The organism is Pseudomonas sp. G5(2012) (assembly GCF_000408945.1).
GTDB lineage: Bacteria > Pseudomonadota > Gammaproteobacteria > Pseudomonadales > Pseudomonadaceae > Aquipseudomonas > Aquipseudomonas umsongensis.
Map to the genome: position 1 here is coordinate 71,424 of NZ_APIO01000008.1, position 25,066 is coordinate 96,489.

General features: G+C 61.8%; 20 protein-coding genes. 7 read left to right on the plus strand and 13 right to left on the minus strand.

Annotated features, from left to right (window positions below; translation table 11 throughout):
* Nucleotides 1-138 precede the first annotated feature (138 nt).
* Nucleotides 139-873 (minus strand): thioesterase II family protein, encoded by a 735-nt coding sequence (locus PG5_RS03515; RefSeq protein ID WP_020795707.1) that lies wholly within the window; start codon nucleotides 871-873, stop codon nucleotides 139-141.
* Between the two features lie 120 nt (nucleotides 874-993).
* Entirely contained in the window at nucleotides 994-2,190 is a 1,197-nt protein-coding gene (locus tag PG5_RS03520) for an MFS transporter (protein WP_020795708.1), read from the minus strand.
* A 259-nt stretch (nucleotides 2,191-2,449) separates the two neighbouring features.
* Between PG5_RS03520 and PG5_RS03525 the strand changes: the two genes are divergently transcribed.
* A complete protein-coding gene (locus PG5_RS03525; RefSeq protein WP_020795709.1) occupies nucleotides 2,450-4,276 on the plus strand; it encodes a glycoside hydrolase family 15 protein in 1,827 nt (608 codons plus the stop codon).
* A 237-nt stretch (nucleotides 4,277-4,513) separates the two neighbouring features.
* Nucleotides 4,514-4,903: a hypothetical protein gene (locus tag PG5_RS03530; protein ID WP_020795711.1), complete on the plus strand. Its 390-nt coding sequence runs from the start codon at nucleotides 4,514-4,516 to the stop codon at nucleotides 4,901-4,903.
* 12 nt (nucleotides 4,904-4,915) lie between these two features.
* Here the strand turns inward: PG5_RS03530 and PG5_RS03535 are convergent, their stop codons facing one another.
* Nucleotides 4,916-5,899 (minus strand): GlxA family transcriptional regulator, encoded by a 984-nt coding sequence (locus PG5_RS03535; protein ID WP_033042973.1) that lies wholly within the window; start codon nucleotides 5,897-5,899, stop codon nucleotides 4,916-4,918.
* 89 nt (nucleotides 5,900-5,988) lie between these two features.
* Between PG5_RS03535 and inhA the strand changes: the two genes are divergently transcribed.
* Nucleotides 5,989-6,669, plus strand: coding sequence for an isonitrile hydratase (gene inhA, locus PG5_RS03540; RefSeq protein ID WP_020795714.1), 681 nt, complete (start codon nucleotides 5,989-5,991; stop codon nucleotides 6,667-6,669).
* A 261-nt stretch (nucleotides 6,670-6,930) separates the two neighbouring features.
* On the opposite strand, the gene PG5_RS03545 is transcribed toward inhA, so the two are convergent.
* Entirely contained in the window at nucleotides 6,931-7,419 is a 489-nt protein-coding gene (locus tag PG5_RS03545) for an SRPBCC family protein (RefSeq protein WP_020795715.1), read from the minus strand.
* Between the two features lie 146 nt (nucleotides 7,420-7,565).
* On the opposite strand from PG5_RS03545, the gene PG5_RS03550 reads away from it, so the two are divergent.
* Nucleotides 7,566-7,967, plus strand: coding sequence for a lysozyme inhibitor LprI family protein (locus PG5_RS03550; protein ID WP_020795716.1), 402 nt, complete (start codon nucleotides 7,566-7,568; stop codon nucleotides 7,965-7,967).
* 119 nt (nucleotides 7,968-8,086) lie between these two features.
* Here the strand turns inward: PG5_RS03550 and peaD are convergent, their stop codons facing one another.
* From peaD to peaA, 4 genes are all read right to left on the minus strand, one after another.
* Entirely contained in the window at nucleotides 8,087-9,205 is a 1,119-nt protein-coding gene (peaD, locus tag PG5_RS03555; protein ID WP_020795717.1) for a quinohemoprotein amine dehydrogenase subunit beta, read from the minus strand.
* 24 nt (nucleotides 9,206-9,229) lie between these two features.
* The gene (qhpC, locus tag PG5_RS03560; RefSeq protein ID WP_007971075.1) at nucleotides 9,230-9,553 is read right to left on the minus strand and encodes a quinohemoprotein amine dehydrogenase subunit gamma; all 324 of its coding nucleotides are present in this window, start codon (nucleotides 9,551-9,553) and stop codon (nucleotides 9,230-9,232) included.
* A 1-nt stretch (nucleotide 9,554) separates the two neighbouring features.
* The gene (gene peaB / locus PG5_RS03565) at nucleotides 9,555-10,985 is read right to left on the minus strand and encodes a quinohemoprotein amine dehydrogenase maturation protein (RefSeq protein ID WP_020795718.1); all 1,431 of its coding nucleotides are present in this window, start codon (nucleotides 10,983-10,985) and stop codon (nucleotides 9,555-9,557) included.
* 82 nt (nucleotides 10,986-11,067) lie between these two features.
* On the minus strand, nucleotides 11,068-12,648 hold the full coding sequence (gene peaA, locus PG5_RS03570) for a quinohemoprotein amine dehydrogenase subunit alpha (protein WP_042955229.1): 1,581 nt from the start codon (nucleotides 12,646-12,648) through the stop codon (nucleotides 11,068-11,070).
* A 500-nt stretch (nucleotides 12,649-13,148) separates the two neighbouring features.
* Between peaA and PG5_RS03575 the strand changes: the two genes are divergently transcribed.
* A complete protein-coding gene (locus PG5_RS03575; RefSeq protein ID WP_020795720.1) occupies nucleotides 13,149-14,639 on the plus strand; it encodes an aldehyde dehydrogenase in 1,491 nt (496 codons plus the stop codon).
* Nucleotides 14,640-14,755: 116 nt separating this feature from the next.
* On the opposite strand, the gene PG5_RS03580 is transcribed toward PG5_RS03575, so the two are convergent.
* Genes PG5_RS03580 through PG5_RS03595 form a run of 4 tightly spaced genes read right to left on the minus strand, consistent with a single transcriptional unit; the run spans nucleotide 14,756 to nucleotide 20,359 of the window.
* Nucleotides 14,756-16,057 carry a tryptophan 7-halogenase gene (locus PG5_RS03580; protein ID WP_020795721.1) on the minus strand — a complete coding sequence of 434 codons (1,302 nt, stop codon included), beginning with the start codon at nucleotides 16,055-16,057 and terminating at the stop codon, nucleotides 14,756-14,758.
* Nucleotides 16,054-16,731, minus strand: coding sequence for a S8 family serine peptidase (locus PG5_RS03585; RefSeq protein WP_020795722.1), 678 nt, complete (start codon nucleotides 16,729-16,731; stop codon nucleotides 16,054-16,056). Before PG5_RS03585 ends, PG5_RS03580 begins: the two co-directional genes overlap by 4 nt.
* Before the next feature lie 5 nt (nucleotides 16,732-16,736).
* Nucleotides 16,737-18,455, minus strand: a complete 1,719-nt coding sequence (locus PG5_RS03590) for an ABC transporter ATP-binding protein (protein WP_020795723.1) — start codon at nucleotides 18,453-18,455, stop codon at nucleotides 16,737-16,739.
* Nucleotides 18,455-20,359, minus strand: coding sequence for a sigma-54-dependent Fis family transcriptional regulator (locus tag PG5_RS03595; RefSeq protein ID WP_020795724.1), 1,905 nt, complete (start codon nucleotides 20,357-20,359; stop codon nucleotides 18,455-18,457). Before PG5_RS03595 ends, PG5_RS03590 begins: the two co-directional genes overlap by 1 nt.
* Nucleotides 20,360-20,785: 426 nt before the next feature.
* Between PG5_RS03595 and PG5_RS03600 the strand changes: the two genes are divergently transcribed.
* Both PG5_RS03600 and PG5_RS03605 read left to right on the plus strand, forming a co-directional pair.
* On the plus strand, nucleotides 20,786-22,027 hold the full coding sequence (locus PG5_RS03600; protein ID WP_020795725.1) for a molybdopterin-dependent oxidoreductase: 1,242 nt from the start codon (nucleotides 20,786-20,788) through the stop codon (nucleotides 22,025-22,027).
* A gap of 10 nt (nucleotides 22,028-22,037) precedes the next feature.
* Nucleotides 22,038-22,685 (plus strand): c-type cytochrome, encoded by a 648-nt coding sequence (locus PG5_RS03605; RefSeq protein ID WP_020795726.1) that lies wholly within the window; start codon nucleotides 22,038-22,040, stop codon nucleotides 22,683-22,685.
* 265 nt (nucleotides 22,686-22,950) lie between these two features.
* On the opposite strand, the gene mrdA is transcribed toward PG5_RS03605, so the two are convergent.
* On the minus strand, nucleotides 22,951-24,843 hold the full coding sequence (mrdA, locus tag PG5_RS03610) for a penicillin-binding protein 2 (protein ID WP_020795728.1): 1,893 nt from the start codon (nucleotides 24,841-24,843) through the stop codon (nucleotides 22,951-22,953).
* Nucleotides 24,844-25,066: the final 223 nt, after the last annotated feature.

Below are 25,066 nucleotides of genomic sequence, written 5' to 3' on the forward strand. Positions count from 1 at the left end.
ACTATCAGGAAGGAAAAACATTGTGGGAGCGAGCCTGCTCGCGAATGCGTTCGATCATTCAACATTGATGTTGGCTGACCCATCGCTTTCGCGAGCAGGCTCGCTCCCACAGGGAATGGGGTGAAGTTTGAGATGGGGTTAACCCACGGCGGCCATGGCATGCCGCCGATGATGAACCTCGAGCTGATCCTTGATCACCTTGAGCACCTTGGCTTCATGCTCATGGATAAAGAAATGCCCACCCGCGAGCATGTCCACGGAAAAGCTGCCGTGGGTTTCGTTGCGCCAGCCGATCAACTGCTCGCTGGTGGCGCGGTCGGCCTTACCACCGAGTACGTGCACCGGGCAGTTGAGCAACGGCCGTTGCAGCGGCTCGTAGCGCCCGCACAATTGGAAGTCGGCGCGCAGGATCGGCAGTGTCAGGCTCATCAGCTCCTGGTTGGCCAGCACTTCTTCGCGGGTACCGTTGAGTGTGCGCAGTTGCTCGATCAATTCGGCATCGGTCTTGGGCTCGGCAAAGCCACGGTCGTAATCGGCACGCAGGGTCGGCGCAGCCGTGCCCGAGGCAAACAGCGCAACCGGTTCCGGGCAGCCGAGCGAGCGAAATGCATGGGCCATTTCACACGCAAGCAACGCGCCGAGGCTATGGCCGAACAAGGCATATGGCGCCTTGAGCATGGCTTTTTGTTCCTGCGCCAGTTGCAGCGCCAGAGGGCGCATGTCGGTATGCAAGGGTTCGCCGAAGCGCGCCCCCCGCCCCGGCAGCTCCACCGGTTGCAACTTGATCCACTCCGGCAGCTTGCGCCGCCAGCGGCTATAGACCATGGCGCTCGCGCCCGAATAGGGCAGGCACAGCAATGTCAGCGGGGTCACCGGGCTTTCCTCGAAAGTTGTCTGTAAGAAAACGGACGAGCGCCCCGGGGAATTAGTCGGATGCCCCCCTGTAGGAGCGAGCATGCTCGCGACGGAGGAGCAAGCACCCCGGGGTGTCAGTTAGCCAGCGTTTTCGTTGAGGTCCATCGCGAGCATGCTCGCTCCTACAATCGCGGAACCGAGGACGACAACCCCCGCCGCAATCGCCAGCCAAAATCCGCTGCGCGCCCCGAACGCATCCACCATCCACCCCGACCCCGCCGCACCGATCGCCACGCCGATGCTCAACCCGGTCACCAGCCAGGTCAGGCCTTCAGTGAGTTTGGCCGGCGGCACGATCTGCTCCACCAGGGCCATGGCGACAATCAGGGTCGGCGCAAAAAACAGCCCGGCGACAAACACCGCCAGGGACAACCCGAGAATGTTCACCGCCAGCAGCAACGGCAATGTCGTTACCGCCGTCGCAACGCCGCAATAAAGAAACAGGCGCGGCAGCGGCACTGTCGAACGTAACGCGCCGAACGCCAATCCGGCCAGGCACGAACCGATCGCATACACCGACAGCACGATACTCGCCGCGGCCGGCTGGCCCTGCTGTTGGGCAAAGGCCACGCTGACCACATCCACCACCCCAACGATAATGCCCATGGCGACCATCAGTAGCATCAACCACTGAATCTCGCGGGAGCGAATGATCGAGCCTTTATGGTGTTCCTCATGGGCATGCACTGGCGGCTCGGTGCTGCGTTGCAACACGAAAGCCGTAACCCCGATCGCCAGCATCAGCAAGGCCGCCAACGGCCCGGCCTCGGGGAACGCCACCACGCATAACCCCACCGACAGCGGTGGCCCGACGATAAAGCAGACTTCGTCCAGCACCGACTCCAGGGCATAGGCCGTTTGCAGTTGCGGCTGGCCGCGATACAACTCGGTCCAACGCGCCCGGACCATCGCCGACATGCTCGGCATGCAGCCGGCGATCGCGGCGAACACAAACAACGTCCAGTTCGGCGCCTGCAAACGGGTGCAGAGCAATACCAGCAACAATGCGCCGCCCCCGATCAGCGCCGATACCGGCAGGATCCGGCGCTGGCCGAACCGATCCACCAGCCGCGACACCTGCGGCGCACAAAATGCCGTGGCCAGGGCAAAGGTCGCCGCCACCGCCCCGGCCAGGCCATAGCCGCCCTGCAACTGCGACAGCATGGTGATCAGGCCGATGCCGGTCATGGAAATCGGCATGCGCGCGATCATCCCGGCCAGCACGAAAGCTCGGGCGCCGGGGGCATTGAACAGTTCGCGGTAGGGGTTTGCCATGGGGGCCAGCCTCGATTAGGGCCTGCAAGTTGCCACAAGGCTGGTAGCTGGGAAAGGGCCGAATTGTTGGTTGAATGTGAAGCCCCCTTCGCGAGCAGACTCGCTCCCACATTTGACCTGTGCACACCGTCCATTGTGGGAGCGGGCTTGCTCGCGAAGGGGCCGGCAAAGCCACCTCACTGCTCCAGACTAATGAACTCTCCACCGCTCAAACCAGTCAGCTATTAAGGTCCTCGATGTAACCCGGAGCCCCGCGCCAATGCCCGACCATCACCCCGAACGACAAAGCCCCATCGACGCCCACGGCATCATCGGCGACATGCGCAGCGCCGCGCTGGTCAATGACAAGGGCAGCGTGGATTTTTTCTGCTGGCCGGAATTCGACAGCCCGTCTATTTTCTGTTCGCTGCTGGACACGCCCGAGGCCGGTATTTTCCAGCTGTCCCCGGACTTGCCGGATGCTCGCCGCGAGCAAATCTACCTGCCCGATACCAACGTGCTGCAAACCCGCTGGCTCAGTGATCAAGCCGTAGTGGAAATCACCGACCTGTTGCCGATCGGCGACACCGAAGACAACCTGCCACTGCTGATGCGTCGGGTTCGGGTGGTCAGCGGCCAAGCGACGTTTCACCTGCACTGCGCCGTGCGCCACGACTACGCGCGAGCCCACACCCTCGCCCGCCTGGATCAACAGGACGTAATCTTCGAAGCCACCGACCAGCCGTCCCTGCGCCTGGCGGCGGATCAGCCATTGCGCATTGACGGGCAGGCAGCCGTCGCCGATTTCACCCTCAAGCAGGACCAGACCGCGGAGTTCCTGCTGGGTGCCGTTGACGATCCGCGCTTCAAGGAAGGGGCGACAACGCTATGCCTGGAACGCACGCTGAAGTTCTGGCGCGACTGGATCGGCCTCTCCAACTACCGCGGCCGCTGGCGGGAAATGGTCAACCGCTCGGCCCTGGCGATGAAGCTTTTGACCTCGCGCAAACACGGCGCGATCCTCGCCGCGGCGACCTTTGGCCTACCTGAAACCCTCGGCGGAGAACGCAACTGGGATTACCGCTACACCTGGATCCGCGACGCATCCTTCACCGTCTATGCCTTCATGCGCCTGGGCTTCACCGAAGAGGCCAACGCCTATATGCGCTGGTTGCGCGGGCGGGTCAGCGACTGTCGCGGCAAACCGATGAAACTCAATATCCTGTATGGCATCGACGGCCGACAGGAACTGCCGGAAATCGAACTCTCGCACCTGTCCGGCCACGGCGGCGCCACTCCCGTGCGCATCGGCAACCTGGCGTATGCGCAGGTCCAGCTGGATATCTTCGGCGAACTGCTGGACGCGGTGTACCTGGTCAACAAATACGGCGAAGCCATTTCCCACGAAGGCTGGAAGCACACCGTGGAAGTCGTCGATCAAGTGTGCGAAACCTGGCAGCAGGAGGACGTCGGCATCTGGGAAATGCGCGGCGAACAGCACCACTTCCTGCACTCGCGACTGATGTGCTGGGTCGCCTTGGACCGGGCGATCCGTCTCGCCTCGAAACGCTCGTTGCCCGCGCCATTCGCCCGCTGGGACCAGACACGCCAGGATATCTACACAGACATCTGGCAAAACTTCTGGAACGACGAACGCGGGCACTTCGTGCAGCACATCGGCGGCACCGGTCTCGACGGCGCGATGCTGCTGATGCCGCTGGTGCGTTTCGTCAGCGCCAAGGACCCGCGCTGGCTCGCGACCCTTGAGGCCATCGAGAAAAACCTGGTGCGCGACGGCATGGTCTACCGCTACCACAATGACGATCAACACATCGACGGCCTGCCCGGCACCGAAGGCGCATTCGCCGCCTGTTCATTCTGGTACGTCGAATGCCTGGCCCGGGCCGGCCACGTGGAAAAGGCCCATCTGGAGTTCGAGCAACTGTTGCGCTACGCCAACCCGCTGGGACTGTACGCCGAAGAATTCGACAGCCGGGGACGGCACATGGGCAACACGCCACAGGCCCTGACGCACCTGGCGTTGATCAGCGCGGCGTGTTTTCTGGATCGCAAGCTCAGCGGCGAGAAGGGTTTTTGGCAGCCTTGAATACTACCTGTAGGAGCCAGACATGCCGGTAAAGGCGTCCTTGAAATTGCTTTCGCCGGCAAGCCTGGCTCCTACAGATCCGACGTCCGGCAACGGTTTTGTGTAGGCCGGCGTCCGACATTTTTTAAACAAAACACCCGGAAATACCTTGTTGCCAGGCGCTACAACCCCACCTAACATCCCCAATCAACGGGCACAGCGGAGCTGTCCAACAAAACCCGAATTCAAGGAAAAAGAATGTCCCAACGCATCCACCGCAGCATCGACCTCCCCCTTCGAACCGGCCTGAACCGAAACGAACTGTGGGAAGCCCACGACAAGGGCCTGATCAAATGCTGGGAAGTCGGCCGCCAGCGCGCTGCCCGCTTCCCCGACGTCGCCCAGCAATGCCTGGCCGGCGAACTGCCAGTGCTGGGCTGGAAAGGTGGCGTCAATCGCAGCCTGAAGAAGCTGGAGAAATACGGCTCCCTCAAATACCTCGCCCAATGGCAGGGCTTGCGCGGGGAAGATCTGGATGTGGATCTGGGCGAAGAGCGCGTGCTGACCTGTTCACGCACGAAAATGGTCGTGATGTTTACACCGGATCGGACCAAGTATTTCAACCAGATAGCGGAAACGAATGAGTGATCAAGCTGACACTCAAGGCACTACTGGATCTGCTGCGGCACTGACCGAAAACCGCTCGCGATAAGCCTGCGGAGTCACCCCGATGGCCCGCAGAAAACTGCGGCGCAGGGTTTCTTCGCTGCCGAATCCGCATTGCACGGCCACCCGCTTGATGGGCACGCCGGTATCGCTGAGCAGGCGTCGTGCGGTTTCGACGCGGATCTGTTCGATGGCCCGGGCCGGGGTTTGGCCGGTGTCGGCGCGGTAGTGGCGCACGAAGCTGCGTTCGCTCATGCCGGCCTGGTTGGCCAGGGTTGGAATGCCCAGGTCCTTGCTGAGGTTTTCGCTGATCCAGGCATGAAGTTCGTCGAAACGATTGCCTTCTTTCTGCAAAGACAAGGTCACGCTGAATTGCGATTGGCCGCCAGGGCGTTTCAGGAACACCACCAATTGCCGGGCGACGTCCAAGGCCATGGTCCGGCCAAGGTCGGCTTCGACCATCGCCAACGCCAGGTCGATACCGGCGGTGACGCCGGCAGAGGTCCAGACCGGGCCGTCATTGATAAAGATCGGATTGGGCTCGACCTGCAGGCGTGGGTGTTGTTGCGCCAACTGTTCGCAACGGGTCCAGTGGGTGACCACGCGCCGGCCATCGAGCCAGCCGCTGGCCGCCAGCAAAAACGCCCCGGTGCACACCGATGCCACTCGCCGGCACTTTGCCGCGTGTTCGCGTACCCAACTGACCAGTGAAGGGTCTTGTGCCGCCGCATAGACGCCCCAGCCGCCGGCGATGATCAAGGTGTCGCTGCCCTGCTCGGGTAAAGGCTCGGCCAGCAACGCCAGGCCCGCCGACGACATTACCGCCCCGCCGCCACCGGTTATCACCGTCGGCGCATAAGGGGGCGGTGAGCCTTGCTGGCGGGCGATGTCATTGGCGGACGCGAACACCTGCAACGGCCCGGTGACATCAAGCACTTGCACATTGGCGAAGGCGAGCACATGAACGGTTTTCGACATGCTGGCGTAATTCGTGGGGTGATTGGCGGATACGCCAAATCCTAGCCCCCTACAGTAAAGGCGTCCACCCACTTCAGGAGAAATACACCATGACCTTGCAGATCGGTTTTCTGTTGTTTCCACAGGTGCAGCAACTCGACCTTACCGGCCCGTACGACGTTCTGGCGTCTCTACCGGATGTGAAGGTGCATCTGATCTGGAAGGACCTGATGCCCATCACCGCCAGCACCGGACTGATGCTCAAACCGACCGTTACCTTTGACGACTGCCCGGCGCTGGATGTGATTTGCGTACCCGGTGGCAGCGGGGTCGGGCCGTTGATGGAGGATGAGCCAACCCTGGCGTTCATCAAGGCCCAGGCCGCCAACGCACGGTATGTGACGTCGGTTTGCACCGGGGCGCTGGTGCTCGGTGCGGCGGGGCTGCTCAAGGGCAAGCGCGCCACCACCCACTGGGCGTATCACGAGTTGCTGGCGCCACTGGGAGCGATTGCGGTGGCGGATCGGGTGGTGCGCGACGGTAATCTGCTGACCGGCGGGGGAATAACCGCAGGCATTGATTTTGCCCTGACCCTGGCGGCAGAGCTGTTCGATCAGGACACCGCCGAGCTGGTGCAACTGCAGCTGGAATATGCCCCTGCGCCGCCATTCCAGGCGGGTAGCCCGCAAACGGCGCCCGCGCGCGTACTGGCGCAAGCTCGCCAACGGGCCGCCGGGTCATTGAAACTGCGAGCGCAAATCACCGAGCGGGCGGCGGCGAAACTCGGCTGACAAGGAAATCCTGACTGCGAGAACTGCGGTTCGAGCAGCCAGGTTTTTCTGACGCCCATAAAAAAACCCGCCGAAGCGGGTTCTTCCAAGACCATTACAACTCCCTGTCGTCAGCATTCCTTGCCAATGGCCGATCATCCATGATCCTGAGAGCACTCCCTGTACCTCAGTGGATGGGGCTAGAATACGCATCGGATCCAATATGTAACAGACGACATAGTTGTAACCGCGTGTAAGACATTCGCTATAGCTGTACTGCCATCACTCACTCCCACGCTCGCGGGCCTTGGCGTTTTCGGAGAGGAATTGTTCGAGTCGGCTCAATTGCTCTTCCCAGCCACGGCTGTCCATGTAATACGCCTCCTTCTGGCGTACGTCGGGAATGTGAGCGAAACCTGATTCGGACACCTTGAGCAAGGTGCCGTCTTCATAATCCTGCAGTTCGAATTTGACCAGCGTGGTGGGCTCCTGGGAGTAGTCGATCCTGGGATTGACCGCGTAGGGGTGCCAGCGAAAGGAAAACAATTGCTGGGGCTCGACCCGCTCGACCAGCACGTTCCACAACACATGTTCATAACCGGGATACGTAACCTGCCCCTGCGTCCACTCGCCGGCGATGAACCGCCTGCCTTCGAGCGCAACGCCAAACCATTGACCGAACGCCTCGGCATCGACCAAGGCACGCCATACATGGGCGCGGGGCGACTTGAGCATGATTTTGCGTTCAAAACTATTGGGTACTGGTTTCATACGTCACCTCCTGTAATGAACAACAGTAGGCCTCTAAGACCACAAGTCCAGCCCGAAAGTTGTATCCATCCGCTGTCAGTTGTCGAAATCGTCGTCTTTGCATCGCTACACTGGCGCAAATTCCCCTGTCACAGCGAGCCTCCTGCATGTACTCACGCTTTCTTCTGGCACTCACACCTTTGCTGTTCACTCCCCTGGCCCAGGCCCTGGACTGCGATAACGCCAGCGACCAGGCCACGATGAACCAGTGTGCAGCGCAGCAGCATGCCTCGGCTGACAAGGAGTTGAATGCGCTTTACCAGCAGATCACCACACGTTTGAAGGGTAACCCCGACAGCAAGAAGCTGCTGGTGGGCGCACAACGTTCGTGGATTGCGTTTCGCGATGCCGAGTGCAAGTTTTCGGCTTCCGGGGTGGAGGGTGGGAGTGTTTATCCGCTGATCTACAGCAATTGCGTGACCGAATCGACCAAGGCGCGGGTGGAGACGTTCAAGACTTACCTGAAGTGCCAGGAGGGGGATTTGGGGTGTCCGGTGCCGGGGGTTTGAACTTATGGTGAAGCTGAAGGCCTCTTCGCGAGCAGGCTCGCTCCCACATTTTGATCGCGTTCCTACTGAAAGAACTCGGTCAACTGTGGGAGCGAGCCTGCTCGCGAAGGCGTCGGCAATTACCGCACAAAAATCTGCGCCGTGGTGATCGCCATATCCCCACCCGGCAACTTGATCTTGCCCACCTGCTTCAAGCTGTCGGCATCGAAGATCGCCACATCGTTGAACGTCCCGGCCAGATAGATCTTGCTGCCTTCCTTGTTGAAGGAAATGCAGTAGTAGGAGTGATCAAGCGTCGCCGCCTGGAGCATCTTCTTTTCCTTGATGTCGTACTTGGCCAAGCGGTTGAGCACGCCAAACATCAGGTTCGGATCCTTCGGTGAACGCATGCCGCTGAAGTAGATTTCCGTCAGGGGCCCGAAGTCGGTGGTTTCGGTCTTGCCGGTCTTCAGGTCGACACTGAACAGGCCGTACAGGTATTCGGCGGTGGCCGGGTCCTGCTTCTTGTCCTTGAATTTCGCCGCGGTGTAGAGCAGCGAGAAATCATGCCGGTAGGTTTGCTGGTTCCACACGTAGAGCACGTCGGGCGCACTGTAGTTCGGGCGTTTCCAGTGACGGCTGGGGATCAACACGTCGAACTTGCCGGTTTGCACATTGACCTTGTAGACATCCGCCCCGGCGACGTACAGCGTGCCGTCGTCACCGCTCTGCATGATGGTGAGCTGGCGCGGCGCAGGGAAACTGCGCACAGGCTTGGCGTCCATGCCGGCGTCAGTCTTGTACACGTCGAGCCGGGGCTGCTGCACTTCGTAGCGATCGTTCATCATCAGCGTCGGGTTGGCGATGGTGTACAGCTCCTTGCCGTCATGGCTGACGGTGAAGGCAAACATAGATTTGGCTTTCTCCCCGGGTTTCTGGGTGATGCTGGCGTGGAACACCTGCTTGCAGCTGTCCAGCTCGACGCCATAGACATCCGCATAGTGATTGTTCAGCACATAGGCGGTCTTGCGATCAGGCGACAGCTGCACGGTGCCGGGACCGAAGGCGTCCGGCATCTTGCAGGTCTTGTACAAGGTGTCGGTGGCCAGGTCGATCAGGTGCAGGTTGTTCGGGTAGTTGGTGGTCACCATGTACTCGTGACCGTCTTGCAATGCGGTGTTTTCATCGGCCAGGACACTGAGCGCGCAGGTGCTCAGGAGGGCGAAAGCGGCCAGGCCGCAGGCGTTGATGCTGTGCATGCTGGAATCCTTCTTATTATCTGATCACTTGTCTTTCGGGAAGACAGTGCCGAGGTTGCGCCAGTTTTCGTTGGACGCCTGGGCATCCTTGTTCCAGTCCGGGTAGGTGCTCATCATGTCCGGCACCTGGGCCGGCCACCAGCACGGGTCGGAACAGCCATACAGGTCGGCTTCCATCGGCTGGCAGAGCGACGACACACCGCCAAACGCATCGATTTCCCAGCCCGGGTCGGTGGTCGACGCACAGCCCGCCACGGAGCTCATCGCCACCACTTCTTCAATGCGGTTTTCATCCGCGGCCTGATCCAGCTTCAACGCTTTGTTATTGATTGCCTTGAGATGTTTCATATCAGTGAGCCTTGCGCGGAGTGATGTAGCTGCTGATGAACGCAGGGTTATTGGCCATGATCCGGGTGTAGACCTCGATGCCGAAGTCGACCCAGTCACGCATCAGTTCGCAGTAGTGATAGGTCGGGTGCGTCGGATCGCCGTAGCGGGCGTAGCTCTCGTGGTAGCAGCCGCCGGAGCACAGGTTGCGGATCTGGCAGTCTTCGCAGCCGGTGTTGGTGCGGTCCAGGCGCTGGGACAGGAAGTCGTTCAGTTCCACCTGTTTCACACCGCTGTGCACGTTGCCGAAGGTTGGCAGGCTCGAACCGGTAAAACGGTGGCACAGGTTCAGTTCGCCCTTGTGATCCACCGCCAGCATCTTCAGGCCCGCGCCGCATGGCAGGGCTTTCTTGTGGCCTTCGTGGATGTCGGTGATCAGCTGGTGCAGGTTGGAGAAACCGATGTTGCGGTGCTCCAGTGCCGCTTCCAGATAACGTCGACCGAGGCGTTTCATGCTGGCGAAGACTTCGATCAGCTCGTCGCTGGTGAGGTTGAAGCTGCTGATATCGCCCGACGTCACCGGGGCAAACCCGACTTCAGAAAACCCCAGTTCGTTGAACAGGTGATCCCAGATGGTTTCGACGTCGGTAACACCGGTGGTCAAGGTCACCCGCGCGCCCACCGGACGGCTGTTATAGCGCGACAGCAGCATCTCGGCCTTGCGCCGCACCACGTCGTAGGTGCCCTGCCCGCCCACGGTGATGCGGTTGCGGTCGTGCACGGTTTTCGGCCCGTCGATGCTCACTGACAAGCCAAAGCGGTGGGCATTGAGATAGTCCACGGTCTCTTCGGTGAGCAGCGTGGCGTTGGTGGTCATGACGAACTCGACGAACTTGCCGGCTTCGCGAAAACGCTTTTCACAGTAATCGACCATGTACTCGATCAGCTTGCGATTGCTCAATGGCTCGCCGCCAAAGAAAACCACCGTGAAACGCTCTTCATCCGGCGATTCGCGCAGCAGCATTTCCACCGAGGCGATGGCGGTCTCGACGTCCATTTTCTTGCCGGCCGACGGCTTGTCGAGGTCTTCCTTGTAGCAGTAGGTGCAGCTCAGGTTGCAGCCGGTGTTGACGTTGAGTACCACGGTATTGATCGCCGTGCGCTCGACCCGTTTGGTGGCGATGTCCGGCGTCAGTGGCGAGCCGTCGCTGACCAGTTCCAGGGCCATCAGCTCACGCAGGGTCTCGGTGATCTCCTCGCCATTGAAACGCGCGGCAAGACGCTGGATCAGGTCGTCCGAAGTACAACCCGGACCGCGCAGGGTATCGATGATGGTGCCCGTCAGTTCATCGCTGGCGAACAGCGAACTGCTGGGGATGTGAAACAGCATGCGGTCGGCATCGACCTGCACTTCGTGCAGGTTGCGTTCGACCAGATTCAAGATAGCGCCCATTGCAAACCTCCTGTGCAGACCCCGCGTGGCGGGGCGTGCGGTCATTCCGAAAAGTGTCTGAATCGCTGTCGATCAGCACCACTCATGGAATGGGTGGATTGTTCCAGCGTTGCACGGTCACGATCATGTGGCCTTCGCCGGTCAGGGAGGTCCCTGCGTCGTCGACGGCGGCGATCACCTTGAGGTTGCCGGCATTGTTGGTGGACATCTTGCGGGCCGGGTTCGGCCCGGCATCGCCCGGGGTGAACACACCGGTGTCGGCCTGCATGGTGCCGGCGAACTTGACGTCTTCGTCTTCCCTGGCGCGGTCGTCGAAGGCTTCGACCTTCCACTGCGCCGGGAATACGCCGATGCGATACGGCTTGCCATCGGCGCCCTTGCCCCAGGCTTCGGCGTCGAAACGGCCCTGGACTTTCGGCGTCGAACCACCGCCGTCGCCGATCCGCGCCACTGAGAACTCGGGCACCACCTTGACCTGGTCGATCTTGCTGTAGACCGACAGGCTCGGGCCCATGAGCGTACCAACGGTGACCGCGCGCAGCCCCGGTTGCGCATTGGCGGCGGCCTTGAGCTTGACCTTGATCCGCTGCGGGCTCTGCTCGATGACTTCGAGCACTTCCACGCCTTTGCCGAAGTTCGGCTTGCCGTCCAGGCCGCTGCCGATCAGGGTGACTTCGCTTTCGCTGCCGGCCTTCACATAGCCCGGCTGCACCGCCAGCAAACGCTGGGAACCCTGCTTGGCCGCGACGAAATCCAGGCCGCGCTCGTCGTGCTCGGCCTCGAACATCCGGCCCTGCATGGCGTTGCCCTGGACGGCGAACACCTGGCGCATGGTCACGCCATCGATACTGACGTTGCCGCGCCATTCGTAGCCGGTATAGAGAATCGCGCTGCCGTCACCGTTGAACGGCGTGCCGTCGGCGTATTGGCCTTTGACGCTGACCTTGAAGGTATCACTGCCATCGGCGGTCACGCCCATCACGCCGGCCAGTTCGCCTTTGCCCGGCAAGTGACCGCTGAAGCTCCAGTCACCCACCAGGGCTTCGGCTTTTGGCGCGGCGCTTTGCCATTTTTTCCAGGCCGGGTTGTCCAGCGGATAACGCTTGGCCAGCAGCGGCACCATCTCTTTGCGCGCCAGGTCGAACCAGTCGCGGTCGCGCGACAGTGCCTGGTACTCCAGGGACGGCCATTGGCCAAGGTGGAAGTTCACCAGGCGTTCCCACTCCTGGGCCGGACGCCGTTGCAGGGCCACCCGCGCACCGGAGTGGCAGCGGCCGCACATCTGGCTGGTCTGGTCGTCGAACTGCTCGACCGTGTTGAGCCGACGCTCCAAGGCATAACGCACGCCGTCGGTCTCGCTCGGAGCCAGGCCTTGGGTGTCGGCCAGGTACTTGACCAGGGTGCGACGATCTTCATCGCTGATCTGCAAACCGTGCATGGTCTGCATGCGCGCAATGCTCATCAGCCAGCCTTCCGGCGTCTTGCGCTGGTGGCTGATGCGGCTCAGGGCGTTATCGGCTTCGGGGGTATGACAGCCCTGACAGGTTTCCTTGAGGATGGTCTGGGCGTCGCGGGCTGCCAGGCTGTGAGGCGAATGCAGGGCCACGCAAGCTGCGATGGCCAGCAGACTGGCGCTCATGCCTGAACGGAGTTTTCTCTTCATCAACGTCGAACCTCGCACGGTGCTTTCTTATTTTTGTGGCTTATCGTTTTTTGGGTTTCTGCCGCCGGCGGCAAGCCGCTGACGGTGGCAGGAGAAACGTCTGCGATGAGCAATACACGGAGCGTGCCAGCTTGTGAATCGTGTTTTTTATCAATTGCTTAGGTTAAATACAGGGTGATTGACGACTGCTAAACCTGACGTCCCGCGTCTAATATCGCGACATCTGTTGCACTCTGAGACAAGCATAGGATCAAGATCAAAAGATCGCAGCCTGCGGCAGCTCCTACACGGGAATCGGCATACACCTGTAGGAGCTGCCGCAGGCTGCGATCTTTTGATCTTCGCATGTCTCACTGCGTCGCAATTTGCGACGTCAGCTCACCTCCTTTTCATTGGTCAATAACCCGCAAGCCCCACCAAATCGATGTTTCACCCAAATAAACACAACTGGCACAGCCATTGCGAAAGACCTCGCCACACGAACAAGACGAGGTTTCATCATGTCGCTTCCCAACCTGCTTCCCGCCACTTCGGCATTTATCCAGCGCGCCCCGCGCATGCTCATCGGTGGCGACTGGGTCGAGGCCGCCGACGGCCAGACCATGCCACTGCACAACCCCGCCACCGGCGAAGTGCTGTGTGTGGTGCCACGGGCCACACCGGAAGACGTCGACCGCGCCGTCCTCGCCGCCCGCCAGGCGTTCGATGATTCGGCCTGGACCCGCACTCGCCCACGGGAGAGGCAGAATCTGTTGTGGAAACTGGCCGACCTGATGCAGCGCGATGCCGAGCTCCTGGCGCAGCTGGAATGCCTGAACAACGGCAAAAGCGCGGCGGTGGCGCAAGTGATGGACGTGCAGTTGGCCATCGATTTCCTGCGCTACATGGCCGGTTGGGCGACCAAGATCGAAGGCTCCACGGTCGACGTGTCGGCGCCGCTGATGCCCAACGACCAGTTCCACAGTTTCATCCGCCGCGAAGCGGTGGGCGTGGTCGGCGCCATCGTCGCCTGGAACTTCCCGCTGTTGCTGGCCTGCTGGAAACTCGGCCCGGCCCTGGCCACCGGCTGCACCGTGGTGCTCAAACCCGCCGACGAAACCCCGCTCACCGCGCTGAAGCTCGCCGAGCTTGTGCTCGAGGCGGGTTACCCCGAGGGCGTGTTCAACGTGGTCACCGGCACCGGCATCACCGCAGGCTCCGCGCTGACTCACAACCCGTTGGTGGACAAGCTGACCTTCACCGGCTCCACCGCCGTGGGCAAGCAGATCGGCAAGATCGCCATGGATTCCATGACCCGGGTGACCCTGGAGCTGGGCGGCAAGTCGCCAACGATCGTGATGGCCGATGCCGACCTGAAAACCGCCGCAGCCGGTGCCGCCAGCGCGATCTTCTTCAACCAGGGCCAGGTCTGCTGCGCAGGCTCGCGTCTGTATGTGCAGCGCAAGCATTTTGACAATGTGGTGGCGGACATCAGCGATATCGCCAACGCCATGAAACTGGGTAACGGCCTGGACCCGAGCGTGGAAATGGGGCCGTTGATCTCGGCACGGCAACAGGCGCGGGTCTACGGCTACATAGAAAAGGGCCGTGAAAGCGGCGCGACCATCGCCTGCGGTGGCGAGCAGTTCGGGCCGGGCTTTTTCGTCAAGCCGACGGTGATCGTCGACGTCGATCAAAAGCATTCGCTGGTGCAGGAGGAAATCTTCGGCCCGGTGTTGGTGGCAATTCCCTTCGATGACGAAGCCGATGCCCTGCGCATGGCCAATGACAGCCCTTATGGATTGGGCGCGAGCATCTGGTCCAATGACCTGGCGGCGGTGCACCGGATGATCCCACGGATCAAGTCCGGTTCAGTGTGGGTCAACTGCCACAGCGCCCTGGACCCGGCGCTGCCCTTTGGTGGCTACAAGATGTCGGGGGTGGGGCGAGAGATGGGGTATGCGGCGATCGAGCATTACACCGAGTTGAAGTCGGTGTTGATCAAGCTCTGACCCACTGATCGTTCCCACGCGCAGCAAAGGAATGCATCCTGTGACGCTCTGCGTCACCTCCAGAAGCGGAACGCGGAGCGTCCCTGGCGGCATTCCCACGCAGAGCGTGGGAACGATCAGTGCGCTGGTTTGAAACCCTGAGCCAACAACCAACTCCTGACCATCCTCCCCTGCTCTACAGTCAATCCAGCCAGCGCTTGTTCGGCAGGCTCGGTCCGCAACTGCCGCACCAACGGCGCCAACTCCACCCCCTGCACATGCCAGATCCCCAACGGTTGATCCGCCGTGATCACCACCTCGGCCTCATCGACAAACCCGTTACGCAGCACCGGCGCCCGCTCGATCCGCAGTGCATTGAAATCCGCCTCGGCATGGGCCACCTCGGCATCCGGCCAGTGCCGCCGCGCCTGCCAGAACGGCTGATCGACCCAACGCTGTTCATCGGCATAAAAATCCCGACCTATCCGCGCAAACCGGAGAAACAGCTGCTCCACCCGCTGTTGATGAAAACGCCGGGCCAGCGCCGCTCGTTCGGGTTTGCGCAACAAGGTGTTGATCACCGTCGGCGCCTGCAACGCAGAGGACAGGGATTGGAAGATGCCGTTGCCCGACAACGGGTCGACCGCCATCGCCGCATCACCGACCCGAATCCAATTGTCGCCGCACACCTGCGGGCTGAGAATCGCCGTGCTGCTGCGGGCATGCAACTGCAAATCAACCTCGGGGTCGGCAGCGAAAAACGCCTGGGCGAGCGACGATGCCTGGCGCCGCTGTCGACAGTACTCGAGCAGTTGTGCCTTGCCCGGCAGAGCGGCGCTGGCCACATCCACCGTCCATTGCCAATAACACTGGCCGTCGGCCCGCCGCGCCATCCATGCCCAGCCATCCTCAAGGCTTTCCACGGCGCTGGCGGTGTTGCCCGGCGTGCCCTGCCAGCGATTGAGCAGGCTGACCGTCTCCGGCCCACGCAAGCCTTTGCCCAGGGCGGGCGCCTGGCGGCCACGGGCTTCCACCAGAAAGTCCGCAATCACTGCCTGGCCACCGTCAATCTCGATTCGATGACCACTGGCGACTGCCTGGACCGCTAACACCCGACCCTCGATCAGCTCAACACCGGCCAGGCGCAAGGCTTCGCGCAGGCCGCAGTCAAAGGTCGGACGGTCGAGCAGGAACTCGACGTTCTGCGCGTGCTGCTGGCCGTTCCAGTTCACCTGCCGTTGAGAGGGCAACGTCGCCTGCGCCAGCGCCTGTTGCAGTCCGGCGCCGCGCAACGCCTCCAGCACCCGCTGGGAAACACCTTCAAGGGCGGAAAAACGCCGCCATTCGCTGACCAGCGTAACGGCATACCCCAGTCGTCGCAGCCCCAGTGCTACTGCCGCGCCCGCGGGCCCGGCGCCCAGGATGACGATCGCGGTCATGGCCCGATACGCCGTTCAGGGCCACGGTAACGGGCGTTGTGGCGCAGATATTCGACGACCTGTTCATTGCTGGCGTCGGGATTCGCCACCAGGAATGCCGCAATGTGCCCGCTCAACGCCGCGCAACCGAGACTGGCGCCGGACTGCCCCGGATAAGTACCGTGCACGCACGCGCCGAAATCCGCCTGGGCACTGTCGAGCCATGACCATTCGAGTTCGGCGCAGCGCGCATCGCCGGTCACCCGCAGCACCTGTGGATAATTCGCCGGAAACACCCCTTCACCCTGGGCCGGGCTGGACGCGCACAGCAATACGCCCTGGCCCACCGCCAATGCGCAAGCAGCCCGCAACAGGTTGCGATCCTGGCGCAAACCCAGGCTCAGATTGATCAAGCGCACGTCCTGCGCCACCAGCCAGTCGATGGCCGTGGCGATCTGCAAGGCGCTGGTCACCCCGCGTCGGTCGAATACTTGCGCCACGCAAAACAGTGCCGAGGGTGCACGCCGGCCGATGGCTTCGATCACAGCGCTGCCATGGCCCAACGGATCATCACGCAAGTCGCTTTCGCTCAGCCCGTCTTCCATCAGGGAAAAACGCCGCCCGGCGACGACCTGCACCCGTTGCGCGGTCGAGTGACCGCTGTCCACCACACCAATGCGCAGCTCAGGATTCATAAGGCTCAGGCCTCATGCAACAGCGTTTTCGACACCAGTACGCCGTCGTGCAATTCAAAGCGCAAATCGGCATCGGCCAGGGTCGAAGGACGATGGCTGATCAGGATGCGCGTGCGCCCGGCAAAAAGGCGGTCGATGGCTTCGATCACTTCGCGCTCGGTGGCTTCGTCCACCGCCGAGGTGGCCTCGTCGAGCACCAGGATCAGTGGGTCCTGCAACAGGGCGCGGGCAATGGCGATGCGTTGTTTCTGCCCGCCGGACAACTGCTGGCCGCGCTCCCCCAACGGACTGTCGAGGCCTTCGGGCAAGGTTGCGATCAGGCTGTCGAGTTGCGCCAGCCGCGCAACGTCGGCGATCGCTTCACGGCTGGCGTCGGGCACGGCGTAGGCCAGGTTGTCGGCCAGGCTGCCGCGAAACAGCACGATGTCCTGGCTGACCACGGCAATGCGCCGGCGCAACTCGAACAGGTCGAGTTCGCGCACATCCACGTCCCCCAGCAGCACCCGCCCGGACTGCGGGTCGTGGTGGCGTTGCAGCAGATCGATCAGGGTCGATTTGCCAACCCCGGAGCCGCCGCTCAGGGCGACTTTCAAACCGTAGGGAATCCGCGCCTCAATGCCTCGCAGGGTGGTCGGGCGACCGGGATGACTGAAGTGCACGTCATCGAAGCGCAGCTCGCCAGAACCCGGCATCGTTTTCGGTGTTTCGGGGGTGAGTACGGTGGCTCCCTCGCCGCGCAACTCCATCACCCGCCCGAGGCTGACGGTCATGCGCTGAATCGCCACATAAAGCCCCAGCAGACTCTGGACCGGCCCGACGGCCATGCCCAGGTAAGTGGAAAACGCGATCAATGCGCCCAATTGCCAAGTGCCCTGCACGACCCAATACCCGCCAATCAGGAACGCACAGGCGCGCGACAGCGAGGTCAGCGTGCCCGGCACGGCCTGGGTGAAAAACTCGGTGACCTGCAGGCGCAGCAACTGGCTCATGTAGCCCTGGCCCAGGCTCTCCAGTCGTCGCGCCTCGCGCTGTTGCTGGCCGGCAGACTGGATGAACTTCATCACCGGCAGCGTCTCGACCATGAACGAGGACATGTCCGCCGAGCGCTCACGCAACTGCCGCACATCGCGCTCGACCTTGCGCCGCATCCAGCGCAGCCACAGCACGTCGAGGGGAATCAGCACCAGCGCCAGCAGCGACAGTTTCCACGACAGCGTCAGCAGCATGGCCACGGCCACCACCAGGCCGATCACGCTGGACACCGCCGAGAATAATGAATCCACGGCAAAGCGCTGGATCTCCGCCACGTCGCCATCGAGACGCGACATCAGGTCACCGATGCGCCGCTGGCCGTAGAAGCTCGGTGACAGGGTCTGCAAATGCCGATACAGGTCATCGCGCAGGGCGAACAGCATGCGCCCGGACAAGCGCGTGTGCAGGTAACGATTGATCCCCGACAACGCCGTACCCAGCAATCCCGCGACGATCATCAACCCGGCGATCAACACCAGCATCGGGAAATTGCGCGCCAGCAGGCCATCGTCGATCAGCAACTTGGTCAGCCACGGCTGCACCAGCACCAACGCCGAGGCACAAACCGACAGCCCCAGCAGCCCGGCAATCGCCAGACGGTGCGGGCGCACAAAGCTGTATAGCCAGCGTAATGCGGCTTGCAGGGCCTCGGGGTTCTGGCTGTCGATCAGCCGCACGATCAGGCGCTGCATCACGGGCGCAGCTGCTTGAGCTTGCGATACAAAGTCGCGCGGCTGATGCCCAGGGCGTCGGCAGCGGCCGAGACGTTGCCCTGGTGGCTGTCCAGGGACTGGCGGATCATCTCCAGTTGGTTTTCCCGGATACTGCCGGCCTGGGGTCGTTCGCCGGCGTTGAGGTCGTCGAGCATGCTGTCCGGCAAGTGATCGAGGGTGAGCACGGTCTCCCCCGGTTCGCGCATGGCCAGCGCGGTACGCAGGACCATCTCCAGCTGGCGGATGTTGCCCGGCCAGTGATAACCCTCGAGCAAGCGGTTCAAGTCGTCGTGCAGGACTACGTTCGGCGCATCGAGCCTGGCCAGCAGTCGGCCGACCAGCGCGCTGAAATCCTCGCGCTCGCGCAGCGCCGGGAGCATCACGCTGATGCCGTTGACCCGGTAGAACAGGTCCTCGCGAAAGTGCTTGTCCTGCACCAGGCGCTTGAGGTCGCGGTGGGTCGCGCAGATCAGCGCGACGTCGATGTCCTGCTCTTCGCCGGCGCCCAGTGGCGCGACCTTGCGGTCCTGCAGTACGCGCAGCAGGCGGGCCTGCAAGGCCAGCGGCATGTCGCCGATTTCATCGAGGAACAAGGTGCCGCCGTGAGCCTGTTGCAGTCGTCCGACCATGCCGCCGCGGCGCGATCCGGTGAACGCGCCCTCGCGGTAGCCGAACAGTTCCGACTCGATCAGGCCTTCGGGGATCGCCGCGCAGTTGACCGCGACGAAGGGTTTGTCGCAGCGGCTACCGGCCATGTGCAGGGCGCGGGCAATGACTTCCTTGCCGGTGCCGGTTTCCCCCAGGAGCAATACCGGCAACTGGTTGGCCAGGCCTTGTCGGGCCATGCGCAGGGCACGGGCATAGCGGGCATTGCTGCCGGCCAGGGATTCCAGGTCCGGTTGCGCCTTGGCGGTTTTGGCGACGCTGCGTGGCGGGTTACCGACGTTGATCGAACGTTGCGGCGCGCGCAGGGTTTTGTAGAAGAATTCGCCTTTGGCGGTCTGCAGGCTGCCGACGCCGCCCTGGTGCAGACGTGCCAGCAATTGCAGGCCATCGACGCCAAGAAACTCTTCGCAGCGCCGACCGACCAGCACTGAACGTTCGGCATGCAACAACTGACAGGCCTGTGCGCTGACCGCAAGGATCTGCCCACCCAGGCTTACCGCCAGCAGGCCCTGCCATGGCGACTCGAGGTACTGCCGGCGACTGTGGAACGCCAGGACGATTTCGTCCGGATAGCTTGCGTTGAAGACGCGGCTCTCGATCTGGCTGACGGCCATGGCCAGCAGCGCGGTGCTGTCATGGGCGCGGCCCAGCGGGCCTTCGCGGGTCAGGTCGAGGACGCCGAGGATGTCGCCCTGGGGGCAATGGATCGGCACCGACGTGCAGGAAAAGTCACTGAGGCGATCCAGGTAATGTTCGCCGCAATCGATCAGGGTTGGTCGGGCTTCGACCAGTGCCGTGCCCAGGGCGTTGGTGCCACGCGCGGCTTCGCTCCAGCAGGCGCCGAGGGTGATGTCTTGCAGGCCACTGCCCTTGAGGCGGTCGGCGCGACCTTCGACGGCAAGGATGGTGGCGTCGGAGTTGGCGAGGATGATCAGCCCTTCCTTGCCTTGGCGTTCGGCCAGGTAATCGATCGCCGGTAACGCTGCATCGATCAACAGGCGATTGCTCGCCAGCAATACGTCGACGCTGGCACTCGATTCCAGCGCCAGCTCATGCTTGGCATTGAAATGCACGCCATGGCTGAGGCTGCGCCGCCAGGAAGCATCGATTTCCGCGCGCAGGACGCCGTTCGGGACTTCGCCTTCCAGATGCAGTTTTTCCCGGGCCAGCCGGGCTTCGCGGTGAAGTTTGGGGGAGTTTGTTTTTATTAGCGTCATCAAGCGCTCCGGGTCGTCCGCCCTTGCGCCTTCATACGTCGGCGCCCTGGAGCAATCTTTACGTTAACGTAAGGGCGATGGCAAGTGCCGTAGGGCACTTGTGTTCCGGCAGGTGGACCGGGGCATCGTTCTTCGCTGGCAATCCAACTCCCACAGGCTCGCGTCGCTCCCAAGTTTATGACTCAACTCGGTCACTGTGGGAGCGGGCTTGCCCGCGATAGCCATGGAGCAGACACCGAAAGACTCAGCGCTGCCAAACTGTCATCGATTGCTAACTCCCTGACGCCCAATGAGAAGCAGACAACCTGCGCGTGACGATACTGGTTTGCTCATCGAACAGTGACGCGACACGTCTAGCCCGATACCTCTGAGCCCTGACGGGGGTTGTCGGTTGCATCTCAGAAAAACAATCAAAGAGAGCGCAGAATGAAATTCAGTTTTCTCGATAACAGCAAGCTCACCCGCCGACGCGTACTACGCGATGCTGTCACCCTGGCTTTGGCCGCCTCGCCCTTGGCCAGCTTCGCCAGGGCAACCGGCGAAACCGCCGAAGAAGTGACCTTCGCGGCGGGTCCACGGCCGCTGGTGCAATACCCGCAAAAACGGCCGTTGACCCTGGTGACCACTCGCCCACCGCACCTGGAGACGCCTTTCGCAGTCTTCAACGAAGGGCCGATCACGCCCAATGACGCGTTTTTCGTGCGTTATCACCTGGCCAATTTCCCCACCAGCATCGATCCGGATACGTACCGTCTGACCGTCAAGGGTGCGGTCGACACTCCGCTGTCACTGTCCCTGGCAGAGCTCAAGGCTCTGGCGCAGCCGGTAGAAGTGGTGGCCGTCAATCAGTGCTCGGGGAACAGCCGAGGTTTCTCGATGCCGCGCGTATTTGGTGCTCAGTTGGGCAATGGTTCGATGGGCAATGCACGCTGGATAGGGGTGCCGCTCAAGGCCGTATTGAAAAAGGCCGGAGTGAAAAACGATGCCAGGCAAGTGACGTTCCGCGGCCTCGACAAGCCTGTGTTGCCAAGCACGCCGGAATTCATCAAGGCACTGGACATCAGCCATGCCATGGACGGTGAACCCATGATCGCCTGGTCGATGAACGGCACCGACCTGCCCTTCCTCAACGGTTACCCGATACGTTTGGTAGTGCCCGGCTATTTCGGCACGTACTGGGTCAAGCACCTGAGCGAGATCGAAGTGCTCGACCATGTTTACGACGGCTTCTTCATGGCTAAAGGTTATCGAGTCCCGGATAACGATTGTTTCTGCATCGCCCCCGGCACCACGCCGACGCAAACCCGGCCGATCTCCAAGCTACCGGTGCGCAGCTTCATCACCAGCGTTAAGCAGGGCGATGTGTTGCCGTTGAATAAAAGCGTGGTGCTCAAGGGCATTGCGTTCGATGGCGGTGCCGGGGTCAACAAGGTGGAAATATCCATCGACGGCGGAAAAGTCTGGCGTGAAGCCACCCTCGGGCAGGACCTTGGCCGTTTCTCTTTCCGCGAGTGGACGCTGGCAATCACCTTCACCAGCAAGGGCGCCACGCAGTTGATGGTACGAGCCAGCAACAGCGCGGGCGAGACGCAACCGCTGCAAGCCGACTGGAACCCTGCCGGTTACCGCCGCCACGTCATCGAAACCAGCCACGTGACCGTCGCTTGAGGAGAGCTGCATGAAATCCATGAAATTCATGACCCGCTGGCTGTGCGCGGCGCAAATTTTCCTGGCTGGCATGGCCAGCGCAGCGCCACTGTCGATCACCTTGCCGCCCGAAACGGCTGCGTTCAAACCCAGTGCGCTGCCCGGCTACCCATTGGCCCAGCAGAAATGCTCCACCTGCCATTCTGCCGATTACATCAGCTTCCAGCCTCCGGGCATGAGCCTGGCGCAGTGGACGGCAGAAGCGGGCAAGATGCAACACGTGTACGGTGCGCCGATCAGCGATCAGGACGTGACCATTATCGGCGCCTACCTGGCGGCCACGTACGGCAGTGCAAAGGCGAGCGATGCCGATGTGCAAGCCGCCTCGAATCCGTCGGCGGGCCAACCCACGCCAGCCCCTGTGGCAAAAGTCGACGCCACGGCCTTGCTGCAGAACAACGCGTGCCTGTCCTGCCATGCGATCGATCACAAGGTCGTCGGCCCGGCTTATAAAGATGTGGCTGCCAAATACGCCAACGACCCGCAGGCACTAGCCAAGGTTACGTCCAGCATTGCGCACGGCGGTAGCGGCAAATGGGGGGATATCCCGATGCCACCTTTTGCGCAGTTAAGCCCGGAGAATCTGCACAGCCTGGCGACGTTCATCCTGCACCAGTGAGCCGGCCGTAAGACAGCCGACCTGATTACAGGTCTGGACGCAATCCATTGCAGGAGCAAGCTTGCTCGCGATGGACGTGAACGATACCGCGCCCTGCCTGGATGTGCGCGTTGTCTGGAAGTCCATCGCGAGCAGGCTCGCTCCTACAGAGGAGCGTGACCTGGATCACTCAGCTTTCCGACATTAGAGAACGCGACACAGGGCCTGACAAAGGATCGATCTTGAAGGCATGGTGGCATGGGATCATCCATGCCGAACGCAGGATTCAGACGTGAGGATCGCCCGGTACCTTGCTCGGCACTGCGTATTGCGGCTTGAGATGACCGTCCTGATCAAGTAGCCAGGCGTCCATGATCTGCCGCACAACAGGGCCGGCGACACGACCGCCGGCCTCGCCGTTTTCGATCATCACCGAAATCACGATTTGCGGATGTTCGGCCGGGGCGAAACCGACGAACAGGGCATTGTCGCGGTTGCGCTCGCGGGTTTTCTCGCGGTTATAACGCTCGCCCTGCTTGATCGCCACCACTTGCGCGGTACCACTCTTGCCGGCAATACGGTATTGCGCCCCCGCTGCCGACGCGCGGGCGATCCCGCGGGCATCGTGCATGACCATCTGCATGCCGTGGTTGACCTGCTCCCAGTCGCGCGGGTCCTTGAGCAGGATGTTCGGCATCGGATGCTCGTCTACGGGCGCGACACCGTCCACGGTCCTGGCCAGGTGCGGACGGTTCCACACGCCTTTGTTGGCGATCAGCGCCGTGGCCTGGGCCAGTTGCAGCGGCGTGACCTGCATGTAGCCTTGGCCGATGCCAAGGATCACGGTTTCACCAGGGAACCATGGCTGACGACGCGTGGCGCGCTTCCAGGCCTGGGACGGCATCAAGCCGGGAGACTCTTCGAACATGTCCAGCGAGACCTTTTCCCCGAGGCCGAACATGGCCATGTAGTCATGCAGCCGATCGATGCCCAGCTTGTGCGCGAGGTCGTAGAAGTAGGTGTCGTTGGAACGCATGATCGCCGCGTCCATGTCCACCCAACCGTCGCCGCTGTGGTTCCAGTTGCGGTACTTGTGATCGAAGTCCGGGAGTTGGTAATACCCCGGATCGAAGACTCGGGTCTGCGGCGTGACGATGCCGGCGTCGAGCCCGGCAATCGCGACTTCGGGCTTGATGGTCGAGCCCGGCGCGTAGAGCCCGCGCAGCACGCGGTTGAACAGCGGTCGGTCAATGGAATCGCGTAGCGTCGAATATTCCCTGGAGCTGATGCCGGTGACGAACAGGTTGGGATCGAAACTCGGGTTGCTGACCATGGCCAGCACTTCACCGGTCGACGGATCAAGCGCGACCACCGAGCCACGACGATCGCCCAAGGCGTGCTCGGCGGCCTCCTGCAGCTTGACGTCCAGGCTCAGGACGATGTTTTCACCGGGCACCGGGTCCGTGTGCTTGAGTACGCGCAACACGCGGCCCTGGGCATTGGTTTCAACTTCCTCGTAACCGACATGACCGTGCAGTTGCGACTCGTAGAATTTTTCGATCCCGGTCTTGCCGATGGATTGGGTGCCTCGATACTCGACCGTATCCAGCACCTTGGATTCTTTCTCGTTGATCCGTCCGACATAGCCGACTGAATGCGCGAAGTGTTCGCCCAACGGATAATGGCGCACAAACTGCGGCTCGACATCGATGCCCGGCAAGCGGAACTCATTGACCGCCAACACCGCGATCTGCTCCTCGCTCAGTTCATAGAACAAGGTTACCGGCACAAACGGGTGCCGCGCCTGTTTCATCGCCTTGTCGAACAGCGTGCGGTCTTCAGCCGGCAGGTGCAGCAGGTTGACCACTTCGTCCAGCTCTTGGTTGACATCGGAGGCGCGTTCGCGAGTGATGGTCAGGTTGTAGCTGGGTCGGTTGTCCGCCAGGACCACGCCATTGCGGTCATAGATCAAGCCACGGGTAGGCGTGATCGGCAGCACATGCACACGGTTGTTTTCGGAAATCGTGGAGTGATACTCGAATTCCACCACCTGCAGGACGTACAGGCGCACCACCAGAGCACAGGTAATGGCGCCGACTAACAAGGCGCAGGCCATCAGTCGCTTGTTGACCAGTCGCGTCTCTTTTTCGTGGTCTTTGATCGGAATCGGCTGAGGCATTTCTGTGGCAACTCTTTGGAAAAAAAACACCGATCCCTGGTTTGAAAACGGGCCGCTAAAAAAACGAGCTGCACCATACCAAAACGGAGTGATCGCTTTCGTGTCATTTTCTTTAAGTGTGTAGGCGCGAGCATGCTCCGGGCGGCGTTTCGACGGTGGGCGTTAACGATAAGGCTGGGGCCTGATATTCCGTGGCGCTCTCCGGTTCTTCGCGAGCATGCTC